The 26,084-nt window shown below is 40.3% G+C and carries 35 protein-coding genes; 1 reads left to right on the top strand and 34 read right to left on the bottom strand.

The features are described 5' to 3' along the window. The 8 genes from CTER_RS14605 to CTER_RS14640 all read right to left on the bottom strand — a co-directional run. Positions 1-1,468: glycoside hydrolase family 38 N-terminal domain-containing protein (locus CTER_RS14605; RefSeq protein ID WP_004626678.1), on the bottom strand; the 1,468-nt coding region annotated here is incomplete at its 3' end. A gap of 26 nt (positions 1,469-1,494) precedes the next feature. Further along, complete coding sequence (locus CTER_RS14610) at positions 1,495-2,331, bottom strand: carbohydrate ABC transporter permease (protein ID WP_004626685.1); 837 nt, start codon at positions 2,329-2,331, stop codon at positions 1,495-1,497. A gap of 1 nt (position 2,332) precedes the next feature. Then, positions 2,333-3,190 carry a carbohydrate ABC transporter permease gene (locus CTER_RS14615; RefSeq protein WP_004626632.1) on the bottom strand — a complete coding sequence of 286 codons (858 nt, stop codon included), beginning with the start codon at positions 3,188-3,190 and terminating at the stop codon, positions 2,333-2,335. An 85-nt stretch (positions 3,191-3,275) separates the two neighbouring features. Continuing rightward, positions 3,276-4,601: an ABC transporter substrate-binding protein gene (locus CTER_RS14620; protein ID WP_004626698.1), complete on the bottom strand. Its 1,326-nt coding sequence runs from the start codon at positions 4,599-4,601 to the stop codon at positions 3,276-3,278. A 163-nt stretch (positions 4,602-4,764) separates the two neighbouring features. Beyond that, positions 4,765-6,588, bottom strand: a complete 1,824-nt coding sequence (locus CTER_RS14625; protein ID WP_004626621.1) for a sensor histidine kinase — start codon at positions 6,586-6,588, stop codon at positions 4,765-4,767. 20 nt (positions 6,589-6,608) lie between these two features. Further along, a complete protein-coding gene (locus CTER_RS14630; protein WP_040761287.1) occupies positions 6,609-8,192 on the bottom strand; it encodes a response regulator transcription factor in 1,584 nt (527 codons plus the stop codon). Positions 8,193-8,510: 318 nt separating this feature from the next. Further along, positions 8,511-9,314, bottom strand: coding sequence for an energy-coupling factor transporter transmembrane component T family protein (locus tag CTER_RS14635; RefSeq protein ID WP_004626587.1), 804 nt, complete (start codon positions 9,312-9,314; stop codon positions 8,511-8,513). Positions 9,315-9,325: 11 nt separating this feature from the next. Next, positions 9,326-10,168, bottom strand: a complete 843-nt coding sequence (locus CTER_RS14640; RefSeq protein WP_004626592.1) for an energy-coupling factor transporter ATPase — start codon at positions 10,166-10,168, stop codon at positions 9,326-9,328. 298 nt (positions 10,169-10,466) lie between these two features. Between CTER_RS14640 and CTER_RS14645 the strand changes: the two genes are divergently transcribed. Then, positions 10,467-11,063, top strand: coding sequence for a class I SAM-dependent methyltransferase (locus CTER_RS14645; protein WP_004626660.1), 597 nt, complete (start codon positions 10,467-10,469; stop codon positions 11,061-11,063). Between the two features lie 31 nt (positions 11,064-11,094). Here CTER_RS14645 and CTER_RS14650 read toward each other — a convergent pair whose 3' ends face one another. The 26 genes from CTER_RS14650 to rpsC all read right to left on the bottom strand — a co-directional run bounded on the left by CTER_RS14650 (position 11,095) and on the right by rpsC (position 26,071). After that, on the bottom strand, positions 11,095-11,943 hold the full coding sequence (locus CTER_RS14650; RefSeq protein WP_004626687.1) for an energy-coupling factor transporter ATPase: 849 nt from the start codon (positions 11,941-11,943) through the stop codon (positions 11,095-11,097). A gap of 591 nt (positions 11,944-12,534) precedes the next feature. Then, positions 12,535-13,059, bottom strand: coding sequence for a bL17 family ribosomal protein (locus CTER_RS14655; protein WP_004626596.1), 525 nt, complete (start codon positions 13,057-13,059; stop codon positions 12,535-12,537). A 66-nt stretch (positions 13,060-13,125) separates the two neighbouring features. After that, entirely contained in the window at positions 13,126-14,073 is a 948-nt protein-coding gene (locus tag CTER_RS14660; protein WP_004626654.1) for a DNA-directed RNA polymerase subunit alpha, read from the bottom strand. Positions 14,074-14,199: 126 nt separating this feature from the next. After that, positions 14,200-14,826 carry a 30S ribosomal protein S4 gene (gene rpsD, locus CTER_RS14665; RefSeq protein WP_004626652.1) on the bottom strand — a complete coding sequence of 209 codons (627 nt, stop codon included), beginning with the start codon at positions 14,824-14,826 and terminating at the stop codon, positions 14,200-14,202. Between the two features lie 27 nt (positions 14,827-14,853). Next, entirely contained in the window at positions 14,854-15,258 is a 405-nt protein-coding gene (rpsK, locus tag CTER_RS14670) for a 30S ribosomal protein S11 (protein WP_004620814.1), read from the bottom strand. 21 nt (positions 15,259-15,279) lie between these two features. Next, the gene (gene rpsM / locus CTER_RS14675) at positions 15,280-15,648 is read right to left on the bottom strand and encodes a 30S ribosomal protein S13 (RefSeq protein ID WP_004626636.1); all 369 of its coding nucleotides are present in this window, start codon (positions 15,646-15,648) and stop codon (positions 15,280-15,282) included. 319 nt (positions 15,649-15,967) lie between these two features. Further along, entirely contained in the window at positions 15,968-16,081 is a 114-nt protein-coding gene (gene rpmJ, locus CTER_RS14680; protein WP_004626648.1) for a 50S ribosomal protein L36, read from the bottom strand. Between the two features lie 102 nt (positions 16,082-16,183). After that, a complete protein-coding gene (infA, locus tag CTER_RS14685; protein WP_004626670.1) occupies positions 16,184-16,402 on the bottom strand; it encodes a translation initiation factor IF-1 in 219 nt (72 codons plus the stop codon). 90 nt (positions 16,403-16,492) lie between these two features. After that, positions 16,493-16,774, bottom strand: a complete 282-nt coding sequence (locus tag CTER_RS14690; protein ID WP_004626650.1) for a KOW domain-containing RNA-binding protein — start codon at positions 16,772-16,774, stop codon at positions 16,493-16,495. A gap of 306 nt (positions 16,775-17,080) precedes the next feature. Beyond that, a complete protein-coding gene (map, locus tag CTER_RS14695; RefSeq protein WP_004626658.1) occupies positions 17,081-17,851 on the bottom strand; it encodes a type I methionyl aminopeptidase in 771 nt (256 codons plus the stop codon). A gap of 4 nt (positions 17,852-17,855) precedes the next feature. Further along, positions 17,856-18,500 (bottom strand): adenylate kinase, encoded by a 645-nt coding sequence (locus CTER_RS14700; RefSeq protein WP_004626668.1) that lies wholly within the window; start codon positions 18,498-18,500, stop codon positions 17,856-17,858. A 174-nt stretch (positions 18,501-18,674) separates the two neighbouring features. Beyond that, entirely contained in the window at positions 18,675-19,967 is a 1,293-nt protein-coding gene (gene secY, locus CTER_RS14705) for a preprotein translocase subunit SecY (protein WP_004626579.1), read from the bottom strand. Between the two features lies 1 nt (position 19,968). Then, complete coding sequence (gene rplO, locus CTER_RS14710; protein WP_004626583.1) at positions 19,969-20,412, bottom strand: 50S ribosomal protein L15; 444 nt, start codon at positions 20,410-20,412, stop codon at positions 19,969-19,971. A gap of 14 nt (positions 20,413-20,426) precedes the next feature. After that, on the bottom strand, positions 20,427-20,606 hold the full coding sequence (gene rpmD, locus CTER_RS14715) for a 50S ribosomal protein L30 (protein ID WP_004626575.1): 180 nt from the start codon (positions 20,604-20,606) through the stop codon (positions 20,427-20,429). A gap of 11 nt (positions 20,607-20,617) precedes the next feature. Further along, complete coding sequence (rpsE, locus tag CTER_RS14720) at positions 20,618-21,121, bottom strand: 30S ribosomal protein S5 (RefSeq protein ID WP_004626624.1); 504 nt, start codon at positions 21,119-21,121, stop codon at positions 20,618-20,620. A gap of 18 nt (positions 21,122-21,139) precedes the next feature. Further along, a complete protein-coding gene (gene rplR / locus CTER_RS14725; protein WP_004626613.1) occupies positions 21,140-21,508 on the bottom strand; it encodes a 50S ribosomal protein L18 in 369 nt (122 codons plus the stop codon). Between the two features lie 17 nt (positions 21,509-21,525). Further along, positions 21,526-22,077, bottom strand: a complete 552-nt coding sequence (gene rplF, locus CTER_RS14730; RefSeq protein ID WP_004626662.1) for a 50S ribosomal protein L6 — start codon at positions 22,075-22,077, stop codon at positions 21,526-21,528. 156 nt (positions 22,078-22,233) lie between these two features. Next, positions 22,234-22,632, bottom strand: a complete 399-nt coding sequence (gene rpsH / locus CTER_RS14740) for a 30S ribosomal protein S8 (RefSeq protein WP_004626640.1) — start codon at positions 22,630-22,632, stop codon at positions 22,234-22,236. Between the two features lie 25 nt (positions 22,633-22,657). Next, positions 22,658-22,843 (bottom strand): type Z 30S ribosomal protein S14, encoded by a 186-nt coding sequence (locus tag CTER_RS14745; protein WP_004626589.1) that lies wholly within the window; start codon positions 22,841-22,843, stop codon positions 22,658-22,660. Positions 22,844-22,858: 15 nt separating this feature from the next. Continuing rightward, the gene (rplE, locus tag CTER_RS14750) at positions 22,859-23,401 is read right to left on the bottom strand and encodes a 50S ribosomal protein L5 (protein WP_004626666.1); all 543 of its coding nucleotides are present in this window, start codon (positions 23,399-23,401) and stop codon (positions 22,859-22,861) included. A gap of 27 nt (positions 23,402-23,428) precedes the next feature. Next, positions 23,429-23,776 carry a 50S ribosomal protein L24 gene (rplX, locus tag CTER_RS14755; RefSeq protein WP_004626679.1) on the bottom strand — a complete coding sequence of 116 codons (348 nt, stop codon included), beginning with the start codon at positions 23,774-23,776 and terminating at the stop codon, positions 23,429-23,431. Positions 23,777-23,794: 18 nt separating this feature from the next. Next, the gene (rplN, locus tag CTER_RS14760) at positions 23,795-24,163 is read right to left on the bottom strand and encodes a 50S ribosomal protein L14 (protein WP_004626656.1); all 369 of its coding nucleotides are present in this window, start codon (positions 24,161-24,163) and stop codon (positions 23,795-23,797) included. Positions 24,164-24,238: 75 nt separating this feature from the next. Further along, positions 24,239-24,496 (bottom strand): 30S ribosomal protein S17, encoded by a 258-nt coding sequence (rpsQ, locus tag CTER_RS14765; protein WP_004626638.1) that lies wholly within the window; start codon positions 24,494-24,496, stop codon positions 24,239-24,241. A gap of 276 nt (positions 24,497-24,772) precedes the next feature. Then, on the bottom strand, positions 24,773-24,976 hold the full coding sequence (rpmC, locus tag CTER_RS14770; RefSeq protein ID WP_004626693.1) for a 50S ribosomal protein L29: 204 nt from the start codon (positions 24,974-24,976) through the stop codon (positions 24,773-24,775). Continuing rightward, positions 24,966-25,403, bottom strand: coding sequence for a 50S ribosomal protein L16 (gene rplP / locus CTER_RS14775; RefSeq protein WP_004626642.1), 438 nt, complete (start codon positions 25,401-25,403; stop codon positions 24,966-24,968). Before rplP ends, rpmC begins: the two co-directional genes overlap by 11 nt. Then, positions 25,403-26,071 carry a 30S ribosomal protein S3 gene (gene rpsC, locus CTER_RS14780; RefSeq protein ID WP_004626694.1) on the bottom strand — a complete coding sequence of 223 codons (669 nt, stop codon included), beginning with the start codon at positions 26,069-26,071 and terminating at the stop codon, positions 25,403-25,405. Before rpsC ends, rplP begins: the two co-directional genes overlap by 1 nt. Positions 26,072-26,084: the final 13 nt, after the last annotated feature.

Raw genomic sequence — 26,084 nt, forward strand, 5'->3', positions numbered from 1 at the left:
CCTTTCTGGAGACAACCTGGGTATCTGCCCTGTTACCCTCATGGTCCAAAAGGTCAAAATCCCATACATTATATTCGCCGGGAAAATCGATTGTAGCTTTCATTATCTCTTTTCTCTCGAAGGGTGAAAAATTGAATACCACCAAAAGGATATCCTTTTGGTCATAGCAGCCGGTATTTATCCTTTTTATTATTTCCCCGCAGGCCCGGTTGCTTATGACCTCACTGATTTCCAGAGCCTGGTTGAGGCTGTACATAACATCCTCTGCCGTTTTATCCTGTGTCACACCGTTTATTGAATCATGGGGATGCGAGAGAAGCATGAATTTTACAGCATGGTCAAGCAGGGTTTTGTCATATTTTACACCCAGCATGGAGTTTATGGCAGAAACCGGTTCGGCTTTGTTGAGCAGAGAATTCTGCACCTTTTTGTTCAAAATCTTCAATGCCGGCCTTGTCATCAGCGCGTTGGCTGAGCAGGCCGAAGCAGGTCCGTCCCGGAGTTCCCCTTTAACTGTCCTCAAGCTTTTCAGATCAATATTTTTCTTTAATAAACCGGTATATTCCTCCAGAGAGCTCAATACCAATTCCCTGTCTTCAAATAGTTCATTTGCTTTTTTGACCAGCTCTGTGAGAAAAGGCTGGGAAGTGGTGGAATCAGACCCGTTCATAAGTATCCTATGCGTCTTGACAGTAGTATCGTCGGTGGCTTTCCAGGCTTGCAGCACCGCTTCCCTTATATCCTCTTCATGAATGCTCTCGGTATTTTCAAGTTTCAAATAATCCTGGTGGAAGTTGTCCTCATCGGCCTGGTGGTATATTACACCCGCTTTATCCCATTCAAGGCGGAACTCATCCGAAATGTACTCTTTTCCAGTCATGATCTTCATGTAGGAATTCATAAAGAAATTCGCCCTTGCATGCTGTCCCAGCCTTGTAGACAGGATACTCGTCCCATCGGGGGCTTCCCATAAAAATTCACTCTGAGGTGCTCTGTCTTTTGAAACATTTTTACCCACTATAACTATGTCAAAGCCAAAACCCTTGTATATCTGCGGAAACTGTGCGGTCTGTCCCCATCCAAAGGATTCATATGCAATATTCATATGCCCTCCCAGACTGTCGGACACCCTGATACCTTTCATGAGATTCCTTATCAGGCATTCCCCGTCAACCGGGTACAGGTCGGGCAATGTATACCAGGGCCCAACCGACAGTCTGCCCGATTTTACATGCTTTTTAATTCTGCTCTCATCCTGGGGTCTGGCCTTCAGATAGTCCTCTATCACTACACTCTGTCCGTCCAGAATGAATGACTTGTACTCAGGGTTGGTATCCAGAGTCTCCAGCAATTCTTCCATGAGATTGACAAGCAGCATTCTGTTTTCCCAGACAGGATATCTCCATTCTCTGTCCCAGTGGGTATGGGTAACTATATGACCCTTTTCCTTTTCTTTTTTTATTGTCATATTACAAAATCCTTTGCTATTGAAATTTAGCCTTTGACAGCGCCTGCAGTCAAACCGCTTATGATATTTTTCTGTGCAAATATGTAGGCAATGATTATAGGCAGTGAGGCAAATAATACATATGCGAACACATAGCCCCACCTGGAGGTAAACATCCCTATGGACGTATATATTCCTGTGGTAACCGTTGCTTTTTTACCTCCGCCCAGAACTATCAACGGGGTAAAGAAATCGTTCCATATCCCCAGACCTACAAATATACCGGTAGTGGTGGTGCAGGGCTTGACCAGGGGCATTATTATCTGCCAGAATATTCTGAATTCTCCCGCCCCGTCTATTGATGCAGCCTCTTCCAGTTCCTGGGGTATGGATTTTATAAATCCGTGATACATGAAAACCGAAAACATGATATTTCCTGAAATGAATACCAGTATTACTCCTGGAAAAGTACCTACCAGCTGTGCTTTTTTAAGAATTTGCACCACTCCTATAAACGCCATCTGATAAGGTATCATGAGACCAAAAATAAAGTATACATAAAGGAAATTGGCAGCTTTTGTTTTATTTCTTGAGGTGTAGAAGGCAGCCATTGATGATACGGCAACTGTTGTCAGCAGCGCAAAGATGACAATTATTATTGTATTTGCGTACATTCGGAGGATGTTGGCACTTGGGTCGGTAAGTACATATTTGATGTTTTCCAGCGTACCCGGCACAGGAAGCATCAGCGGGGTTCTTATAATGGCTTCATCGGTTTTGAAGGCTCCGATCAACGTAATATATATCGGTACTACAAACAAAATTGCCAGGATAGTTATAACAGCTCCGGACAATATGCCCTGTAAACGCAATTTAGCTCTCATATTAGTTTTCCACCTCCGCTTTTTTGGATATTCTAAGTTGGATCATTGAAATTGCTACAATTGTTACAAACAGCATCAGTGACATGGCTGATCCGTAACCGATTTCATTGGAGCCGAAGGCCCTTTTAAAAACTGTAAGGACTATGGTTTCGGTATCAAAACCGGGGCCTCCCCCTGTCAGTATCATAGGTGTGTCAAACAGCTTCAGGCCGTTCATTACGCTCAGGAGCGTACAAATGGTTATACCCGGTACAATCATTGGAATCGTCACATTTGTGAATTTGTCCCAGGTATTGCCCCCGTCGATGGTGCAGGCTTCGTACAGATCCTTTGGAACAGTCTGAAGGTGTGCTAGATATATAACCATGTAAAAACCAAGATTTCTCCAGATTTCAACAATTATGATACAGGCTATGGCATTGCTTTTTACGCCAAAAAAATCATGCGGTTCAAAGCCAAATTGAGATATTACGGTATTTATTACTCCTGTATAAGAAAGAAGAGCATTCCAGGCAAAGGATATTGCTACCGAACTCATTAAAACAGGTATGAAGAAAATACTTCTGAACAGGTTTGTGAACGATTTTGCCTTGTCTAAAAGGATTGCCAGGATGAGTCCTAAAATATTTACTACAATAACAACCACCAGTGTTATTATGAAAGTCATCTTAGAGGCATTGATAAATCTGTCATCCGTAATCAGTTCAATAAAGTTTTTTATACCGACAAATCTGAAATTCGAAGTCATTCCGTTATAATTTGTGACGCTAAAAAAGAAAACTATGAGCATGGGTATTACCATCAAAGCTGTATAAATCAAAAACGCCGGTAATGCAAAAAGAATAGATCTCTTTTTCATAAATTTCTCCCATATTTTTTATGAAACCATGAAAATTAAATTTTCATGGTTTCATATTAAAATTACATTCAATTTTTTTAGCTTGTTATTTGCTGGTTAATTTCTGATATTCCTTATCCATATCGTCAAGAACTTTAGATACGTCTGTTCCCCTTGAAATGGATTGGATGGAAGTATTATAGAAGTCGCCAAAACCGGCCGGCAGTGCATTGTCACCCGCTAATCCCGGGAAGTCCATTACTGGCTGCAGGCCTTCGATATTCTTATTGAACAGTGCTACAGTCGGTGTGGACTCATAGGTCACAGGAGTCTTTGTAACACTTAAAAGATTGTCATTCTGAAGGTATTTCTTGTATAGTTCCTGATTGTCAACTATGCAGTATTTAACCACTTTCCATGCCTGGTCCACAGCCTTGCTGGACGCAAGAACAGCCCATGTACCGGTTGTGGCTCCGATACTCTTTACACCGGTTGTCTGGGGAATAGGGAATATACCTATTTCGAAGTCAGGCTTCTGTTCGAGACCATCAATCTGAGGCGCCATCCAGGATCCGTTCAATATGATGGCGGCAGTTCCCTTGAAGAACTCATCTACTGCCTGGGTGTATGAGAAGGAAGTTGAACCCTTGTACCAGTATCCTTTCCTGGTTAGTTCCTGAAATCTCTTCAGTGAGTCACTCATAACAGGATTGTTCCACTTTTCTTTTCCTTCTTTCAAATCACTTAAAAAGTTGGGCTTGGCATCGATAACATCAGGCTGCAGCACGGCTGTTGCATACCCGAAGGCTTCAAACCAGGCTTCCTTGCAGCCAATTAACGGTGCAAAGTTCTTTGCCTTGAGCTTGTCGCAGGCTTGAATAAATTCATCCCAGGTTTTTGGCACTTCAGTTATTCCCGCATCGGCAAACATTTTCTTATTGTAGTAAGCCTGAGATTTTATCTGTAAGCTTGCAGGCATAACGATCACTTTTCCGTTAACTCTGGAAATAGCTGTGTCCTGTACATTTTCCAGCAGGTCTGCAGGCACTTCGGCATATGCGCCTTCAACATTGCTGAAAGTCTCAGAATCAGCTGTGATTATGTCTGGAGCATCTCCTGCTGCATATTTGGATTTTATCCATACCATTCTGTCGGTACCAGGTGCCAGTACCATTTCTATTGTCACGTCGGGGTTATCTTTTTCTATGGTCTTTTTGTATTCATCCCAGAACTGTGCGGTATAAGTGGGAGAGGTAATGCCTTCCATCTTTATATTTACTTTTTTTGCATTTGTTTCGGCGCTGCCGGAAGCTGCTGCAACTGTGGTGCCTGTTGAAGCGGAAGTATCTGCAGCTGTCTCCTGTGAACCACATGCAGCAAGAACGGACCCCATTAAGGATAATGCAACACATAAGCTGATTACTCTTTTCATTATTGGACCTCCTAGAAATTAATTATGAGAAAATTGCAGCGCGCCATACAATAACTCTTTACATATATTAGTCTAACACGTATGAAGGTCCATTAAAATTTCAAAAACTTGAGTTTAACTGCAATAATTAAACAAGCGAATATAAAAAGCCGACTGTTTTGCATTATGTCAATTTTCTCATCTCATCTATGGAAAGTGCAGGTATCCTAAGATCGACTGTAGTTCCCCTGCCTTTTACACTGGTTATACTCAGCCCGTAATCACTCCCGAAAATCAGTTTGATCCTGTCATGAACATTTTTAATACCCAGTCTGTAATAATCCCTGCTGTTTTCCACCTCGTTCAAGTCATTGCTCAATTCCTGAAGATCATCTTCCTCTATTCCGATGCCGTTGTCTGCAACCGAAATATGAAGCAGTTCTTCCTCCTGCCGGCCGTTAATGGCTATGCGTCCCATTCCTTCAATATTACTGATCCCGTGGACTACAGAGTTCTCCACTATGGGCTGGAGCAGCAGTTTGGGAATTCCCAGTTTCAGCAGTCTGTCATCCATATTTATTTTTACTTCAAGGTTGCCGTCAAATCTATATTTTATAAGTTCAAGATATGAGGATATATAGTCAACCTCATCCTCCAGCATGACTATTTTGTCCTTGGTTTTTACATTCCATCTGAAAATGCTGCCCAGTATTGTAAGCATGTTGCTTATTTCCTCCTGGCCTTCCAGAACAGCTTTCATTTTTATACTTTCAAGAGTATTATACAGAAAATGAGGGTTTATCTGGGATTGCAGAACCTGCAATTCAGAGTTTTTACGGTTGATTTCGGCAAAGTATTCCCTTTTGATAAAAGCGTTGAGCTTATGGCACATTTCGTTGAAAATGGCACTGAGCTGTCCTATTTCATCCTTTGATCTGACAGGTATGTATACGTCCAGGTCACCTTTCTGAACCTTTCTCATATATCTGATCAGTGTTTTTATTCTTTTATTAAACAGCAGAGAAATTATAGTTGTGATTATTATTCCTGCAGTGATGCTTATTACAAGCATCATAACCATTTCGTCCCTGAGACCCGACAGCTTGTTCCACACAAAATTTGACGGGAGAATGTTAACTATTATCAACTTGCCGTTGTCCATGGTATCGGCTCTGACCAAAGTTGGTTCATACAGCATAATTTCTTCATTGGTTACATCTTTGATTTTATCGTAATAAATATACTTTTTGCCTATGCGGTCATATTGGGAATTTGAATTGAAGAGTACGGTACCGCTCTCGTCAAGAATTAACAGCTCCCCATTTAGGTTGTTTTCATATTCCCGGTACGATCTTTTGAAGGTATCAAGATCCACATTGATAATAAAGTTTCCTATACTGTCTTTACTTGAAGGATTATTGGGATCGTACATATTCCCTATAAAGGTCACCGTATTCTTGCTCCCATTGATTATGTACCGTGAAGGGTTGTCGGAAATCACATCCAGTTTGTCCTTGCTCTTCCTGACCTTGATAAGATTTTCATCTTTTGTGAAATCATATCTGGTTTTGGTTGACCTGCCGGATTTGCTGCTGCTCTGGAATATTGCATTGTTGTCTGTGATTATTATAAAGTCAAGTATGTCGCTGTTGGCACTGGTAACGGCTTTCAAATAATTGTTCACCTTTTGCGCCATATCTGTATCATAATAAACATCCTTATCGTGGTTTATCATTTTTATTGTGCTGATCATCTCAGTCTGGCTGTACATTCCCACAATGGTATCGCTGAGTATTTTTCTGTATATGTCCTCAGTGAATTCACTTAGTTTGTTAAAAGCCTCCAGTTCAAATTTCATATCCGCTTCACTTATCATGGGAATCAAATAGGAATATTGCGTATAAAAGAGAATGCTTACCGATAAAGTAAGCAACAGCGAGTATGTGGTGACCAGCTTGACAAAATAACTGATCCTGACCTGATATTTCTTTTTATTGAAAATTTTCATTAAGACACATCCCCTGTAATTTAGACCTGACGGATTTCACCCGGGGTAACCCCCATAACTTTTTTAAAGACAGTAAAGAAATAGCTTGTGTTTACAAAACCAACCTTCTCAGTTATATCCCTTATTTTGATGTTGGTCTCCACCAGCATCCTTTTTGCCTCCTGTATCCGTATCTGATTCAGATAGTCGGAAAAAAACATTCCCGTTTCATTTTTAAAAATCCTGCCCAGATGGACAGCGCTGACATCCATTTGATTGGCCATGGTTTTAAGGCAAATATCCTGCTGGCTGTAGTTGTTCTGTATGTAATTGATGATATATTCCACAGTTTTTGAATATCTTTTGGACTGCTGCTGCTGAACGGCATTGATGACCTTGATTCCAATATCAATTGAAAGCTTTCTCAGTTCATCGATATCATCTGCCTTTGAAATACTCCAGAACACCATGTATTCATTGTAATCAATGATTTTTTCGGTATTAATAAAGAACTCTCTTGCTTTATGAAATATTGCAAGTATTATCTTCATGGTGATGTTTCTGACCTGTTCGGGACTTATGCCCGTTCCCTGATCTTTGATATCTCTGAAAACATTGTCTATGCATGCCGTAAGCTCTTCTGCCTTCGATGCCGAGATACAATTTTGAATCCATTCTTCATAAATATTCACTTCTTCATGCTTATGCTCAAATCTTTTCCGGATTTCGGAATAAAGTATTATTCTGTCGGGTCCATACACAATCTTATAGTCAAGGGACTGAACTGCCTGTTGATAGGACAGATGAATGTGCTTCTGCGACTCCACTATACTTCCCAGTGCAACTGCAGAATGGATGCCAAGGCCGGCAATAACCTTCTGCTGGCAGTTCAGCAGCAAACTTTTATTTCTTTCAAGCTTTTCTCCGGCAAGATTAAAAATATATACTATCCGTCCGTTTGAATCAATGAAGGTTATACAATCGGCATAGGGCTTGACCGACTCTTCACAAATTGAGAATATTGCGGACAGCAGATCCTGTCCTTCCTCATGAGATTCATTCTCTTTTCCGTTTGGCAGGTAAGGCTGGAATATGGCTACCTGCATACTGGATGTCCAGATGTTCAATTCCAGCAGTTCGGATTTGTCTCTCAATTCATTCGGTTTTATTTCATTTTTGACTATGCGGTTTAATGTGTTGTTTCTAAGGTAGGTTAGGCCTGCTCTGTTCTGGATATCCGAAATGCGCTTGGATTTTATATCCTCCAGCATGTCCTTGATGGTACCCAGCAATTCCTCTTTATTTACAGGTTTGAGCAGATAATTTTCAGCGCCCAGCTTCATGGCATTTTTTACGAAGCTGAAATCGTCAAAGCCGCTTAAGACTATTATTCTCACGTCAAGCGCTCTTTTGTTTATTTCCTTTATCAGCTCAATGCCATCCATAACCGGCATCTTTATATCGGTTACTATAACATTAATCTCATTCTCTTCAAGCTGCCTGAGTGCATCTTTTCCGTTGGCTGCCTCACATACGATCTCCAGTCCGTATTCTTCCCATTCAATAAGCTTTGCCAGTCCCTGTCTGATTCTCAGTTCGTCATCAACAATCATTACTTTCTGCATAATCTCCAGCCCCTTTTCAATTTGTAGGAATAAAAATAACTATTTTTATCACAGTATTTATAGGAATTATGTAAAATAATAAAAGCAACCAACATTTAGGAAGGCTGCTCTATTTATATGTGCAAATTAGTTATGTGCAATTAGTGTAAATTAAGCATAAATAGTAATGATTAAAAGGCTTTCTATTTGATTATAATGATATCCCTGAGCTTTAACCCCGATATCCTACCCTGCTCCTTAATATCCTACACATTAAATATAAAGTTCACCGGTGCTAAAGTCAATTTTAAAAATTAGATATTTAGTTTGAATATTGTACTAGAATACCATATACTGCATTGCCAGCACCCAGGCCATAAAGACAGCAGTTATTGCCGCCGTAATAAAATCATACCTGGTAAGGCTCAGCTGCTTCATTCTTGTCCTGCCTTCACTGCCTCTGTAGCACCTTGCCTCCATTGCGGTGGCAAGCTCGTCGGCCCTTCGGAACGCGCTGATAAACAAAGGTATGAGTACCGGAATGAAGCTTTTTGCGCGTTCTACCATGTTCCCGCTGTCAAAATCAGCGCCTCTGGAGGATTGTGCCTTGATAATCTTATCCGTTTCTTCAAGAAGCGTGGGTATAAATCTCAGAGCTATGGTCATCATCATGGCTATTTCATGTACAGGTACCCTGATTCTCTTTAAGGGTCCCAGGAGCTTTTCAATCCCGTCTGTCAATGCAATGGGCGTTGTGGTGTATGTCAGCATACTGGCCGTTATAATCAGCAGGAAAAGCCTTATAGCCATTTTTACGGCCATATCCACGCCTTCATAGGTCATCTTTATAAAACCAAATTCAAAAATTGTTCTCCCTCCGATGGTAAACATATTGATCACACCTGCAAAAACAACTATAAATATTACAGGCTTCAAACCCTTTAATATAAATTTGACGGGTACATTTGACGTCACAATTATCAATGCCGTAAAAAGTGTGAGCAGCAGATAACCCCAATAGGTATTTATTAAAAATATGAATATCATCATTACAAATGTCAGTATGATCTTTGTCCTCGGGTCCGATTTATGAAGCAGCGAATCGCCCGGTACATACTGACCTATTGTTATATCTCTTATCATTTAAACCTCCATTATTGTTTCAAATGCTTTTGCAGCTCTTTGACCGCCGCTTCAACGGTAAATATGTTTTCATCAATATCAGGCAATATGGTTTTCAGCCTCTTCATCAGATACGTGATCTGCGGTGCCGAAAGGCCTATTTTCTCCAACTGGTCAGGTTGTGTATATACCTCTCCCGAAGGCTTATCCATATAAACCGTACCCTCATTCATCACTATAACTCTACCTGCCAGCTTTGCTATGTCCTCCATACTGTGGGACACCAGTATTACAGTCATATTAAAATCCCTGTGGAGCTCCTTAATGTAGCCGAATATTTCGTCACGTCCGCTGGGATCCAGGCCTGCCGTCGGTTCATCCAGAACCAGGATTTTGGGCATCATAGCAACAACACCTGCTATTGCGACTCTGCGCTTCTGACCTCCTGAGAGCTCAAAAGGTGACTTTTCAAGGATCGACTCATCAAGGCCTACTGAATGAAGCGCAGAAATAACTCTCTGCTGTATTTCCTCTTCCGAAAGCCCCTGCTTCAGCAGTCCGAAGGAGATATCCTTTTTCACCGTATCCTCGAACAATTGGTGCTCGGGATATTGGAACACTATTCCCACCTGTCGTCTTAATTCCTTTAAATCTTTTTGCTTGGTATCGATACCGTTTATTATTACCCTTCCGGCCGTTGGCTTCAGTATCCCGTTTAAATGCTGTATGAGCGTAGATTTGCCCGAGCCGGTATGTCCGATGATCCCAATAAACTCTCCGTTCTGTATATCAATATTAATATCATGCAGTGCATTTTTTTCAAAGGGTCCTCCATTTGAATAAGTAAATTTCAGACCTTCTATATTAATAGGCATAGTTTACTCCCGGTTATAAATTCAATCAAATAATTGTATATCAATTAATATTACCACAACTATACATAAATAGTGAATAGAAAAAGTATATGCAAATCCTCAAATATAGCCGTTATTTGCTGCCTGTGAAGCACTGTCCGCCATAACAGCATAATTATAGGATTATTTCCAAATATATATTATAATAATAGTTATTATAAAAATCTTATATATAAAAAATATATAAAAAATGCCGGTTATTAAATACTTTAACATAGAGATAAAGCCGGATTAATTTGTTCCCGGAGGTACAACGCCCATGAGCCAGCATTACTTTACTGAAAATCCCGATTCTGAAATTAAAGAGAAAAGCTTTATTGAGAATATAAACGGAAAGGAATTGAGCTTTACGTCGGTAAGCGGTGTCTTTTCCTTTGAAAACAGAATTGACAAGGTATCTCAAAACCTTATAAAGAACTTCAGTCCCGGCGGTTCCTCAATACTTGATGTTGGCTGCGGTTACGGAGCTATCGGTTTGTTTCTGAAGGCTCTTTTTGCCTCCCAGACAGTTACAATGATTGATATCAATAACAGAGCCCTGGATTATACAAGAAAAAATGCCTCGGCCAACAAGCTGGAGGTTGAAGTTCTGCACAGCAACCTTTATGAAGCCCTGCAAGACAGGTATTTTGATGACATAGTATCAAATCCTCCCTTTGCAGCAGGAAAGGAGTTGAATACCAGGCTGATAAATGAAGCCTATGGGCATTTAACGGCAAATGGCTCCTTGTGGCTGGTTGCCTTTCATAATAAGGGCGGTTCAACACTGAAGGATATAATGAAAAGCGTTTTCGGGAATGTTGCTGATGTTGATAAAAGCGGCGGCATCAGGGTATATAAAGCCATAAAAAAATAGGACATTTTTATACTGCGTTTATATAAACCTGCTACCTTACCAAAGCCTTTATTATTTCGAATGCTTCGTCCACTGTCAATGGGAGTTTATCAATATTAATACCTTGCTTCTTCAGGTCATACATCAGCTCTGTAACCTGGGGCACGTCCAGTCCAAGGCTCTTGACTTTATCCACATTGCTGAAGACCTCCTGGGGGGTACCGTCCAGAACAATTTCACCATGATCGATGACAATCAGTCTGTCTGCCATTGCAGCTTCGTCCATATGGTGTGTTATATGAATAATTGTTATATTCTCTTCCCTGTTCAGCTTCCTGAGGACCTTGATTACTTCTCTGCGACCCACAGGATCGAGCATTGAAGTAGCTTCATCCAGTATAATGCACTCAGGCTTCATAGCCAGAATGCCTGCAATAGCCACCCTCTGTTTCTGTCCTCCCGACAGCAGGTGAGGAGCATTCCGCTTGTATTGACTGATTCCCACTGTCTCCAGTGCTTCATCAACCCTTTTTCTTATCTCAGAGGGCTCAACACCCAGATTTTCAGGACCGAAAGCTACATCTTCCTCCACAGTTGTTGCAATTATCTGGTTGTCCGGGTTTTGAAATACCATACCTGCCGTACTCCTGATATCCCAGACGTTATCTTCATTGGAGGTATCTTTACCCGCTACGAGCACAATTCCTTTTTTGGGGACTAAAAGAGCATTCAGGAGTCTGGAAAATGTAGATTTACCTGAACCGTTCCTGCCCAGAATGACAACAAAATCCCCTTTGTCTATTTGGGCTGAAACGTTTTCCAGCGCTGGGACCTCCACAGGCACTTCGCCGTAAGAACTATATGCAAAACTCACTTCCTGAACATCAAAAAATATACTCATTACTATCTCCATCCCGCTGTGAAGCAGCGTTATAAAAAGTTCGAAAAACCTGCCTGCAGGTTTTTAATGCGTGAAAACAACCATTATACACAAAACTTTACTTTCACGCTGACCTCCATTATTCTTATGCATATTACAATTAATTGCTTAGCATGAATTCGTTGTGCCAATTGATTTAAATTTTGCCTTACCTGTGTAATTTTTTAATATCAACTGGTAACTTCCGGACTAACTTCATAAAATAGGAATGCGCCCAAACCAATTACGCAAATTGTTTTTAACCGTGCATCTTATTTTATGAAGTTGTCCTCGCGTACCAGTTCGATTCTTAATAAATCTAACTGTAAAGCAAAACAAAATTTCAACTAACAAAACGATTTAAACTTACTTTTACCCATTATTATAATATGCCTAATAACTAATCTGCGTAAAATTCGTATTTAACACAAAACCTCACTATCACTTTGGTGGCTAGAAAATTGAAACACAAACTATATACAAATATAGGGATCAAACATGCCGGCACCATTTGCTGCCGACGTGTCTAATCCCCTATATCATAATATTTTGGTTTAATTATTTATACCGGAATTATACTAACTCAAGGATAACCATTTCAGCAGCATCGCCTCTTCTAGGTCCGAGCTTGTATATTCTTGTATAACCACCGTTCTTGCCCTTGTACTTCGGAGCAATCTCATCAAAAAGCTTATCTGTGACGTTTACGTTCTCTCCGTCAGCAGTTGACGGTCTGTAAACCCAATTCATTATAAGTCTTCTTGCATGAAGTCTTGATGGACTGTCCACAGAAACCATGTCGGTCTTCTCTTCCCTGTCGATAACCAAATACTTGTTACCATTTTTGGAAGTCTTGGAATCAGTGAGCTTCTTACCCTTGGCATCAACCTTGGCCGAGCTGATCTTTACCTGCTTTGAAGTAAAGTTGTCTGCTTCCTTGATCGCTATAGTGATAAGTTTTTCTGCAATATTTTTAACTTCTTTAGCTCTCGCTTCAGTAGTTTCAATTCTTCCGCTTACAAATAAAGCTGTTGTAAGATTTCTTAAAATTGCCTTTCTCTGGTCAGTCGCACGCCCTAACTTTCTTTGACCTGGCATTACCTATCCCTCCTTACCCGATGTTTTACTTAATAACTCATGTATAGTAAATACTGATATATCCGTTTATTCTTCACTTGGAGCCAATACCAGCCCAAGTGCCTGTAGTTTCTGAAGAACTTCCTCAAGAGATTTTCTACCGAGATTTCTTACCTTCATCATATCCTCTTCGGTTTTGTTGGTAAGATCTTCAACAGTATTGATACCGGCTCTCTTTAAACAATTGTAGGATCTGACTGAGAGATCCAGTTCTTCAATTGTCATTTCAAGAACCTTTTCCTTTTTGGTTTCTTCTTTTTCTACCATTATTTCAGTGTGCTTAGCCTGATCTGACAGATCAACAAACAGATTCAAATGCTCGCTTAATATCTTTGCGCCAAGGCTTATTGCCTCGTCGGGATTGATGCTGCCATCAGTCCACACTTCCAGAGTAAGCTTGTCATAGTCTGTTATTTGACCAACACGGGTGTTTTCAACAGTGTAGTTTACCTTTTTGACAGGAGTATAAATCGAGTCAACAGGCACCACACCTATGGGCTGTCCCGGCTGTTTATTCTTTTCAGCCGATACATATCCTCTGCCCTTGCTGATTACAAGTTCCATATAGAATCTGTGGTCACCGTTTAATGTTGCAATATGGAGCTCGGGATTTAATATCTCAACATCCTGATCGGTTATGATATCACCAGCGGTGATAGGTCCTTCACCATTTGCATCAATATAAATAACTTTTGATCCTTCACCGTGCATCTTTAAAGAAAGAGACTTGATATTAAGTATTATCTCTGTTACATCCTCTACTACACCAGGAACAGTGGAGAATTCATGCAATACTCCATCTATCTTGATTGAATTAACAGCCGCACCCGGTAAAGATGAAAGCAATATTCTTCTCAATGAATTACCGAGTGTAATACCATAGCCTCTTTCCAAAGGCTCAATTATAAACTTGCCGTACGTGTTGTCATCGCTATTAGCTACACATTCAATTCTAGGCTTTTCTATTTCTATCACCAAAAACCCTCCCTTAACAACTTTTTATTTTTTGAGGGCAACTGATTCTAACATACATTATCATAGAGATTATTATATTAAATAATCCTTTCAGTTGCTTCCAAGTCAATTTTATTTTACTTATTATTACTTGGAGTACAACTCTACGATCAAGTGTTCCTTGATTGGTAAATCTATATCTTCTCTGGCAGGAAGAGCGGCAACTTTTCCTGTAAAGTTTTCAGCATCATATTCAAGCCACTTTGGAACTACCTTGCCACCTGTGATATCACTGATAGCTTTGACTTTTTCTGAACTTCTGCTCTTTGTAGCAAGTGCTATAACATCTCCAACCTTCAAGAGGTATGAAGGAATGTTTACACGCTTGCCGTTTACTGTGAAGTGACCATGAGTTACCAACTGTCTTGATTCTGGTCTTGAAGTACCGAGACCCAGTCTGTAAACTACATTGTCAAGTCTTGTTTCAAGTATTTGCAACAAGTTTTCACCAGTAATTCCTTTACGTCTGGCAGCCATTTCAAAGTATTCACTGAACTGGCCTTCCAATACGCCATAAAATCTTCTAACCTTTTGCTTCTCACGAAGCTGTATACCATATTCAGACATTTTTTTCTTTGCCTGTCCATGTTGTCCGGGAGCATATGCCCTTCTTGCTATGGAACATTTATCAGTATAGCATCTCTCGCCTTTTAAAAAGAGCTTTTCGCCCTCTCTGCGGCAGAGTCTGCAAACTGCTTCAGTATATCTTGCCATCTAAATTTACACCTCCATAATAATCAATTATACTCTTCTACGCTTAGGCGGTCTGCAGCCATTATGAGGAATTGGTGTAACATCCTTTATAAGGCTCACTTCCAAACCAGCAGCCTGCAATGCTCTGATTGCTGCTTCTCTACCTGCTCCAGGTCCTTTTACGTATACTTCAACAGTCTTCAGTCCATGTTCCATTGCAGCTTTAGCAGCTGTTTCGGCCGCCATCTGAGCAGCAAATGGAGTGCTCTTTCTTGAGCCTCTGAAACCCAACCCGCCTGCACTTGCCCATGAAAGCGCATTACCGGCAGTATCTGTCAAGGTAACAATTGTATTATTAAAAGATGAACGGATATGAGCAGCTCCACGTTCAATATTTTTACGTTCTCTTCTTTTTCTGGTAGTCCTTTTAGCACCAGCAGTCTTTGTTGCCATGTGTTCGCAAACCTCCTTTAACTATTTCTTTTTACCGCTAACGGTCTTTGAAGGGCCTTTTCTAGTCCTTGCGTTAGTCTTTGTACGTTGACCTCTAACTGGAAGACCCATTCTGTGTCTTCTTCCTCTGTAGCATCCAATTTCAATAAGACGCTTGATGTTCAACGCTACTTCTCTTCTAAGATCACCTTCAACCTTATATTCTCTGTCAATGGTTTCTCTGAGTTTGCTGATTTCGTCGTCAGTAAGATCTCTTACTCTTGTGTCGGGGTTGATGCCAGTCTTAACGAGAATTTCGTTTGACTTGGATCTTCCGATTCCAAAAATGTAAGTGAGACCAATTTCTACCCTTTTTTCTCTGGGCAAATCTACTCCGGCAATACGTGCCATACTTTTCCTACACCTCCAAATAATTTCTCATAAACTTATTCTTGTAAAAGGCCATCAGACCTTTTTGGCGCAACTTACGTCAATAACGCATTGAACGCAGTCTCGCGCAACTCGTGCTAATTCTCCACCGCAGGATGCAGATGTAATAAATATTGCCATTCCCCTAGGCATCTTAATCCACGCGATATCGTCAAATATTTAAAATATCATCAAGAATAACAAAGAATTGGGATGATTCAAATGAATTTGAAAAATTCTATGTTCAGCCGCTTCTTGTTGAGATTTTACGAAAGTAATAATAATTTTGGGTTATTGTTTATTAACCCTGTTTCTGTTTGTGCTTTGGGTTTTCGCAGATGATCATAACTCTGCCTTTTCTTCTAATGATCTTGCATTTTTCACAAATAGTCTTAACTGATGGTTTAACTTTCATTGCTATAGCCTCCTTATAGTAACAAACAAATTAGCTTAATTATTTTAATTGATTTATATTTAATAATACCACTCCCATACAGCAAGCCGGCAGAGGTATGTATTATTTTGCTCTCCAAGTAATCCTTCCTCTGGTAAGGTCGTATGGGGATAATTCAATTGTCACCTTATCACCCGGAAGTATCCTGATAAAGTTCATCCTAAGTTTTCCTGAAATATGAGCCAAAACCTTATGTCCATTTTCAAGTTCTACCTGGAACATAGCATTTGGTAATGCTTCAACAACTGTTCCTTCCACTTCAATAACGTCGTCTTTTGCCAAACTAGCACCTCCTCCAGAGCTTTTCAACCAAATATCACCGGATATTCAATCAATTGGATTTATATTAATTAGCTGCTTTTCAACTGATAATCATTCTTTGACCGCCTCGGCTGCTTTTACCTCGGCAAGCGCCTTTCTGATCTCAGCATTTGTAATTTTTATGCCCGAATTGAGCTTTTGTGATATTGACTCAATAATTGCTGCAGTAATATTTAGATGTTTAATCTTCTTTTTTTTCGGATTTTCATACCGTCTGAGATCACCATCACTGACAAATACATATTTGTCATCAATAATCCCGCTCACAATAAAAATCCTGCCTTCGTCCCGCCCTGCTTTTGAATAAACAACCTGTCCCAGCATTATATTCATGCTAACCTCCATGTCATAAAAAGGAACCGGGGACACAAAATGAAGTTAAAATCATAAAAATCACTTACATGTCTGCAAAACCGCCAAACAGCTGCCGGCGGCTTTTTGCCACGCGAGGGGCAACCATGTCGCTCCCAAACTGTCTTACTCGCCTTATACAAGTCCTGTCACCTTTGCGCATAAAATTTACATCATCAACTGCACTGCTCGAAGCAAAACTTCAACATGCATTTGACATTGGTGAAACCAAATATAAATTATACAGGAAAACTATAATAATAACAATACATTTATTTAAAAAACTTTTTAAAACTTTGTTAAAATTAGTGGTCCATTTTCTGTAATTGCTACCGTATTTTCATAATGAGCTGAAAGTGACCCGTCAGATGTCACCACCGTCCAGCTGTTATCCAAAACTCTGACACTGTAGGTGCCTTCATTTATCATAGGCTCTACGGCAATGGTCATTCCGCTTTCCAGCTTTGCTCCTCTGCGTTTTGTAACGTAGTTTGGAATTTCGGGCAACTCATGCAGCTCTCTTCCAATACCGTGCCCCACAAAATCTCTTACAACAGAAAAACCTTTACTCTCGGCATGACTCTGTATTGCTTCGGAAATATCCCGGATGTGTTTGCCCACTTCCATTTGCTTCAGACCTTCAAAGAAGCTCTGTCTCGTTTCGGTTATCAGCCGCTGCGCTTCACCGGATATTTTTCCCACCCCGTAGGTTCTGGCGGCATCGGCATGATAACCGTTCAGGTAAACACCGACATCTATGCTAATAATATCGCCATCTTTTAAACGATTTAAACTGCTTGGGATTCCGTGAACAACTTCCTCATTGACAGAGGTGCAAATACTGGCCGGAAACGGCACTACACCGGGTATGCCCGGCTCGTATCCCTTAAAGGATGGAATTGCACTGTACTTCCTGATATTTTCAAATGCTATCCTATCCAGTTCCTTTGTTGTGACACCGGGAGCAATATTCTTTTTTAGCAGCTGAAGGGTCTCATAAAGAACCTCTCCAGCTTTTCTCATCTTATCTATTTCTGCTTGCGATTTTATTGTAAACATAGTTTTAAATTCCTAAAGCCTTGAATACTCTTGCAGTTGTCTGTTCTACCTCATCGGCACCGTCGGCAACCTTGAGCTTTCCGGCCTTTTCATAGTAGCTTATAAGCGGCTGGGTTTGCTTGTGATAGGTCTCAAGCCTGCTCAGCACTGTTTCTGCAGCATCATCAGCCCTTTGAATAACAGGTGTGCTGCATACGTCACAAATCCCTTCAACCTTTGTAGGATTAAAAATAACATGATAGGATGCACCGCAGTTTGGACAGGTACGTCTTCCGGACATTCTTTCTATAATATCCGCATCCTTTACATTAATTAATAATGTAGCATCAAGTTCAATGTTCATAGAATCAAGAACTTTGTCAAGATACTCTGCCTGAGGAATCGTCCTGGGGAAACCATCAAGAATGAATCCTTTTTCACAGTCGGGATTGGCAAGCCTGTCTTTAACTATTTCTACAGTGAGTTCATCGGGAACAAGCTGCCCTTTATCCATATATTCCTTTGCCTTGATTCCAAGAGGTGTATTTCCCTTGATATTCGCTCTGAAAATATCTCCGGTCGATATATGTGGTATGGATAATTTTTCAGATATTGTTTTAGCTTGAGTTCCCTTACCTGCACCAGGAGCTCCTAATAGTACGATTTTCATATTATCTACCTCCCAAGCCATTCTTCTACATGGCTCTCTTCCATTCTACCTGCTTATAGGACGCGCCTTAAGCATACCCTTTAATAAAATCATATGAATTTAAAGTAAGGGTTTATGACGTATCATAAACCCCAAACTTTTTATATTATCTATTTAAGCTTATATGAATGATGCTTATTCAAGGAAACCCTTGTAATGTCTCATAAGCATCTGTGACTCAATCTGTCTTACAGTATCAAGTGCAACACCTACAAGGATCAAAACGCTTGTTCCTGCAAACCATACACCCTGTACTCCGGTGATCCATACAATTATATATGGGAATATGGAGATAAGGGCAAGGAATAATGCACCAAACCATGTAATTCTGTTTAATACCTTTTGGATGTAATCCGATGTGGGCTTACCAGGTCTGATACCAGGTATAAATCCACCGTTCTTCTTCATGTTGTTGGCAAGTTCAATAGGATTGAACTGTACATATGTGTAGAAGAAGGTAAATCCGATAATCAGTAAAGCATAAAGTATGGAATAAGTCCAATGCGACTGCCAGTTCTTCATGAATCCGATAAAACCCGTATTAGTACTTGGAGCTGCAAATGCAAATAAAGTTGATGGAAGTGACATTATTGACATTGCAAAGATTATAGGAATAACACCTGCCCAGTTTACCTTGATCGGCAAGTGAGTGCTCTGTCCTCCATAAACCTTTCTGCCAACAACTCTTTTAGCATACTGTACCGGAATTCTGCGCTCTGCCTGATTAACAAAAACAACACATGCTATTATTGCAACAAACACCAGCAAAATTCCAATTATACTTAGTATTCCAACAAAGTCATTTCCAAGCTTTCCAGCCTGATAGTTCATGATAAGGTAATTCAATCCTTTTGGACCGGCAGATACGATACCTGCAAAAATCAGCATTGAAATACCATTACCAATACCATACTCGGTGATCTGTTCACCAAGCCACATCAAAAATGCAGTTCCGGCAGTAAGTGTGAATGTAACTGTAATGAAGGTCATAACGTTAAGTCCCGAAATAATTGCGCCTCTTAAACTAACAGCTATTGCTGTCGCCTGTACAAACGCCAGTATAACCGTAGCATATCTGATCCATTGGCCGATTTTCTTTCTGCCTTCCTCGCCCTCTTTTGAGAGCTGTTCCAGCTTCGGAATGGCTATGGTCAAAAGCTGCATTATGATGGATGCATTGATGTACGGTGTAATACTCATAGCAAATATTGTCGCAGATTTGAATGAACCTCCGCCAACCACATCCAGGAAATTAAACAGCTGTCCGCCTTTTTCTATAAGGCTGGCGAAGTAAGTAGGATCAAGTCCGGGAACCGGAATTCTGGATCCTAATCTAAATATCAGGAGCAGACCTATTGTTATCAAGAGTTTTCTTTTTAAATCAGGAATTTTCCAGGAATTCTTAAGTGTATCCAACATACCACTCACGTTATACCACCTCGACCTTTCCTCCCGCAGCTTCTATCTTAGCAGTAGCTGTCTTCGTAAATTTAGCCGCCTGAACTGTTAACTTTTTAGTTAACTCACCATTACCTAAAATAGCTACTCCATCAATAATCTTTTTGGCAAGGCCAGATGATTTAAATAACTCTTCGGTTACAACAGTACCATCTTCGAAAATGTTCAATGCAGATACATTAACTTCTGTGTACTTGTCAGCAAACTCATAGTTGTTAAATCCTCTTTTAGGTAATCTCATATATAATGGCATCTGACCACCTTCGAAACCAGGTCTAACACCACCACCTGCACGGGCATTTTGGCCTTTGTGACCTTTGCCGGCAGTTTTACCGTTACCAGTACCTATACCTCTACCTTTTCTGTTAGGCAGTTTCTTTGATCCAGGAGCAGGCTGTAATTCAAATAATTTCATTGACTACACCTCCCTTATATTTCTTCTACACAAACAAGATGTGAAACTTTTCTGATCATACCTCTGATTTGTGGGTTATCATTGTGCTCAACTGAAGTACCGATTTTGCCCAGGCCAAGAGCTTTAACTGTAGCTGCCTGGCTTTCAACGGCCTTATTTATGCTCTTCTTCAGAGTTATTTTTAACTTAGCCATTAATGTCCCCCCTAACCCAGAATCTCTTCTGCAGTTTTTCCGCGAAGTCTAGCAACATCCTCAGCGGTCTTTAACTGAGCAAGACCCTCGATAGTTGCGTTAACCATGTTGATAGGGTTGTTTGAACCCAATGACTTCGTTCTGATATCACGTATTCCTGCCAGCTCCAGCACGGCTCTAACAGGACCACCGGCGATAACACCAGTACCTTGTCCTGCCGGTTTGAGCAATACTTTACCTGCTCCGAATACTCCTATTGCCTCGTGTGGTATTGTTGTTTCCACCAATGGAACCTTTATCAGGTTTTTCTTGGCATCTTCAATACCTTTGCGAATAGCTTCAGGTATTTCAGCAGCTTTTCCCATTCCGCTTCCAACATAACCGTTTTCATCCCCAACTACTACCAAAGCGCTGAAACGGAAGTTTCTACCACCTTTAACAACCTTTGTAACACGACCTATATTAACGACTTTCTCCTTTAGTTCTCCCAAAGTGTTGGCATCAATTCGTTGCAATGTATTCCCCTCCTTCTCTTAGAAATCCAAGCCTGCTTCTCTAGCAGCATCTGCAAGCTCTTTAACTCTACCGTGATAGATATAACCGCCTCTATCAAATACAACCTGCTTTATACCCTTTTCAATAGCCTTTGTAGCTATTAATTTTCCAACTTCTTTAGCTGCTTCCTTGTTTCCACTGTTAGCAACCTTACCTTTTAATGCAGCATCAAGGGTTGAAGCGGATACAAGAGTATTGCCGGTTGAATCATCAATAATCTGAACATAAATGTTTTTTAAACTTCTAAAAACGTTCATTCTGGGACGTTCTTGAGTTCCAGCGACTTTTTTACGTACTCTTACGTGCTTTCTAAGTCTTATATCGTTCCTATTTGGTTTCTTAATCATTTACTCTCATCTCCTTTCTACTTTTTACCCTTGCCACCGGTCTTACCTTCTTTACGTCTGATTACTTCATTTTCGTATTTGATACCTTTACCCTTATAAGGCTCAGGTGGTCTCTTTTCACGAATCTTTGCAGCAACCTCTCCGACAACCTGCTTGTCTATTCCCTTAACAATGATCTTGTTAGGTGCAGGTACTTCAGTAGTTATTCCTTCGGGATCATCCATTTCAACAGGATGTGAATATCCCAATGTCAATACCAACTTCTTACCCTGCTTCTGTGCTCTGTATCCAACACCGTTGATATCGAGAGCTTTCTGGTATCCGTTTGTTACACCTTCAACCATATTGTTTACAAGTGTTCTGGTTAAACCATGAAGTGACTTGTGCATTTTTAAATCAGAAGGTCTTTCAACTGTTATTTGTTCACCTTCCACTTTGATGATCATATCTTTGTGGAACTGTTTTGTTAAAGTTCCTTTTGATCCTTTTACTGTCAACACATTGTCGCCGCCCAGCTTGACATCTACTCCCTTGGGAACAGCTATCGGCAACTTACCTATTCTTGACATGTCGTAACCTCCAGTTCTTAAAATTATGAGCGAACCAAGCGCCCTTTTCAGACCTTTTATCGCCACCTAAAGGTGGCACTTTGAAAAAACCTGTCAGCTTTAGCGAAAAAACCGATAGGTTTTTTCCAAGTATTTTATCGAAGATAAAACACTTTTTTACCAAACGAATGCCAGTACTTCTCCGCCTACGCCTTCAGTTCTAGCTTTCTTATCAGTCATGATTCCCTTTGATGTTGAGATTATAGCTACCCCGAGACCGCCCAATACCTTAGGAAGCTCTTCCTTACCAGCATATACTCGCAAACCGGGCTTGCTTATTCTCTTGATTCCGGTTATAACGTTCTGCTTGTTTCCAGTGTACTTCAAGCTGACTCTTATAACACCTTGCTTACCATCGTTTATTTCTTCAAAACTCTTAATATAACCTTCTTCCAGCAATATAGTTGCTATGGACCTCTTAAGGTTGGAAGCGGGTATATCAACTGATTCATGTTTAGCAGAACCTGCATTTCTAATTCTGGTTAACATATCAGCGATTGCATCAGTGATTTGCATATGTTTAACCTCCTTCCAAAGTCTATTACCAGCTTGCTTTCTTAACGCCAGGTATTTGTCCCTTGTACGCTAACTGTCTAAAGCACAAACGGCAAATTCCGAATTTTCTAATGTATGCATGTGGTCTTCCACATATTTTACATCTGTTGTAGCCCCTAGTACTAAACTTAGGAGTACGCTGCTGCTTTATTATCATAGCTTTCTTTGCCATGCCTTCAATCCCTCCTTAGTTCTGGCTGAATGGCATACCAAGTAATTTCAGGAGCTCTTTAGCCTCTTCATCACTTTTAGCCGTAGTTACAAAAACTATATCCATACCTCTCAGCTTGTCAATCTTGTCATATTCGATTTCAGGGAATATCAACTGATCCTTGACACCCAGGGAGTAGTTACCTCTGCCGTCAAATGAGTTGTTGGATACGCCTCTGAAGTCTCTTACTCTTGGAAGGGCTACATTAAAGAGTTTATCAACGAATTCATACATTCTTTCGCCTCTTAATGTTACCTTACATCCGATATTCATTCCCTGTCTCAATTTAAATGCCGCTACTGATTTCTTAGCTTTTGTAACGATAGGCCTTTGTCCAGTAATCAGCGTCATATCGCTAACAGCAGAATCCATAGCTTTTGGATTGTCTTTGACTTCTCCAACTCCCATGTTAAGAACGACTTTTTCAATCTTAGGAATCTGCATGTTGCTGCTATATTTAAACTTTGCATGCAAAGCAGGAGCTGTTTCTTTTAAATATTTTTCTTTCAACCTTGCCATCCACAATACCTCCTTTCAGTCGAGCTTTTATACTTCTTTCTTTTCTAGGATAACATCAATTATTTCGTCACACTTTTTGCAAGTTCTAGCCTTCTGGCCATTATCAAGAATCTTCCTGGCCACCTTTGTAGGCTTGCCACATTTGTCACAAACCAGCATAACGTTTGAACCGTTAACAGGTGATTCCTGATGTATGATTCCACCCTGCTGATATCTGCCTCTTGGTTTTTTGTGCTTTGTTGACATATTTACGCCTTCAACAAGTACTTGATTAGTAGAAGGATTTACGCTTAATACCTTGCCCTTCTTGCCTTTATCTTTACCTGAAAGCACAAGAACCGTATCTTCCTTTTTTACATGAACTTTGTTTGCCAAATTAAGCCGCCTCCTTCCTTACAATACTTCTGGTGCAAGAGAAAGAATCTTCATGAAATCTTTATCTCTCAATTCTCTCGCAACAGGTCCAAATATACGAGTACCTCTTGGGTTCTTATCTTCTTTTATAATTACTGCAGCGTTTTCATCGAATTTGATGTAAGAACCGTCTGGTCTTCTTACGCCTTTCCTGGAGCGTACGATAACGCACTTTACTACGTCACCTTTCTTTACAACACCGCCGGGTGTTGCATTTTTAACAGAAGCTACTATTATATCTCCAATATTAGCATACTTTCTCCAAGAACCGCCAAGAACCTTTATACACATAAGTTCTTTAGCTCCAGTGTTATCAGCTACTTTCATTCTAGACTGGACTTGAATCATACTGGTACCTCCTTCCAATAATTCTGCACAGGCCTATGCCCGCCAATTGAATTTTTCTTTGATACGGCAGCCAAATTATTGTGCCTTTTCAACGATTTCAACAAGTCTCCATCTCTTCTCTTTGCTCAATGGTCTTGTTTCCATAACCTTTACTTTGTCGCCTATCTGACACACATTTTCTTCATCATGCGCCTTAAGCTTGTAAGTTCTCTTCACTATTTTTCCGTATAACGGATGCTTTACACTAGTTTCTATAGCAACAACAATAGTTTTATCCATCTTATTGCTGACAACTTTGCCAACTCTAGTCTTTCTTAACGCTCTTTCAACCAAGTGGAATTACCTCCTTTTCGAATACTCTACACCAACCTTCATCACATACTTGTACGGTGTGACTACTATGAAGTCCACAATGTTTACACTTGTGATTAACTCTTGAAAAGGCACATCAGTGACTTTTCACTGTGTGAAGCCCGCAGTGCCAGCACTTTCAATTCACTTTTTAAAAAGCACTTTAATGGCTTTTCACATGTTAAGTTATTGATGTACTTACTGGTGTTCCTTCACATTTTTATGGTTAAGGTCTTTCACAGCTTAGAGTAAATGCTATTACTTTTCAGCTCCGCTAAGCTCTTTTTCCCTTATTACGGTCTTTACCTTAGCTATGGATTTTTTAACATCCTTCAGCTTCATTGGGTTTTCAAGCTGATTTGTAGCAAGCTGAAATCTAAGCTTAAAGAGTTCAGACTTTAAATCGCCCAATTCCTTGTTTAACTCAACTATATCCTTTTCTCTGATTTCACTAGCTTTCATTTGCTTCACCACCCATTTCTGTCTCGCGGGTTACGAATTTACATTTTACAGGAAGCTTGTGCATAGCGAGTCTTAATGCCTCTCTAGCAGTCTCCTCCGGTACTCCCGCAATTTCAAATAATACTCTTCCCGGCTTAACTACAGCTACCCAGTATTCAGGTGAACCTTTACCGCTACCCATACGAGTTTCAGCAGGCTTCTTTGTTACCGGCTTATCTGGGAATATCTTTATCCAAACTTTACCGCCACGCTTGATAAAACGAGTCATCGCTATTCTGGCAGCTTCAATCTGGTTGCTTGTGATCCAAGCGGGCTCGGTGGCTTGAATACCGAATTCACCGTTGCTGACTACGTTACCTCTTGTAGCCTTACCGGTCATTCTGCCTCTGTGAACCCTTCTACGTTTTACTCTTTTGGGCATTAACATTACTTAACTCCTCCTTCCGCTTTTTTTTCTCTTTTAACAGCTGGAAGAACTTCTCCTTTATATATCCATACCTTTACACCGATCTTGCCATAGGTTGTATCTGCTTCAGCAAATCCATAATCTATGTCAGCACGAAGTGTCTGAAGTGGAATAGTTCCTTCATGATAGTGCTCTGTTCTTGCGATTTCAGCACCGCCAAGTCTACCTGCACATGAAGTCTTTATACCCTTTGCTCCAAGCTTCATAGTTCTTGACATTGCCTGCTTCATAGCTCTTCTGAACGAAATACGCTTTTCAAGCTGGGAAGCTATGTTTTCTGCAACAAGCTGAGCATCCATTTCAGGAGTTTTGATCTCAGTAATGTTGATCAGAACACTTTTACCTGTCATTTTTTCAACTTCTTTTCTAAGCTCTTCAATACCCTGGCCGCCCTTGCCGATAACAAGACCTGGCTTGGCAGTATTTACATTGATTTTAACCTTGTTTGCCGCACGGTCTATTTCAATTCTTGATATGCCTGAGATATAGAGTTTCTTTTTGATAAACTTTCTTATCTGGACATCTTCAACAAGATAACTGCTGAAAGTCTTGTCATTAGCGTACCACTTTGTATCCCAATCTTTTATTATTCCAATTCTCAATCCATGTGGATTAACTTTCTGGCCCATCATCCAACCTCCT

This window comes from Ruminiclostridium cellobioparum subsp. termitidis CT1112, assembly GCF_000350485.1.
In the GTDB taxonomy this organism is placed as follows: Bacteria; Bacillota; Clostridia; order Acetivibrionales; family DSM-1351; genus Ruminiclostridium; species Ruminiclostridium termitidis.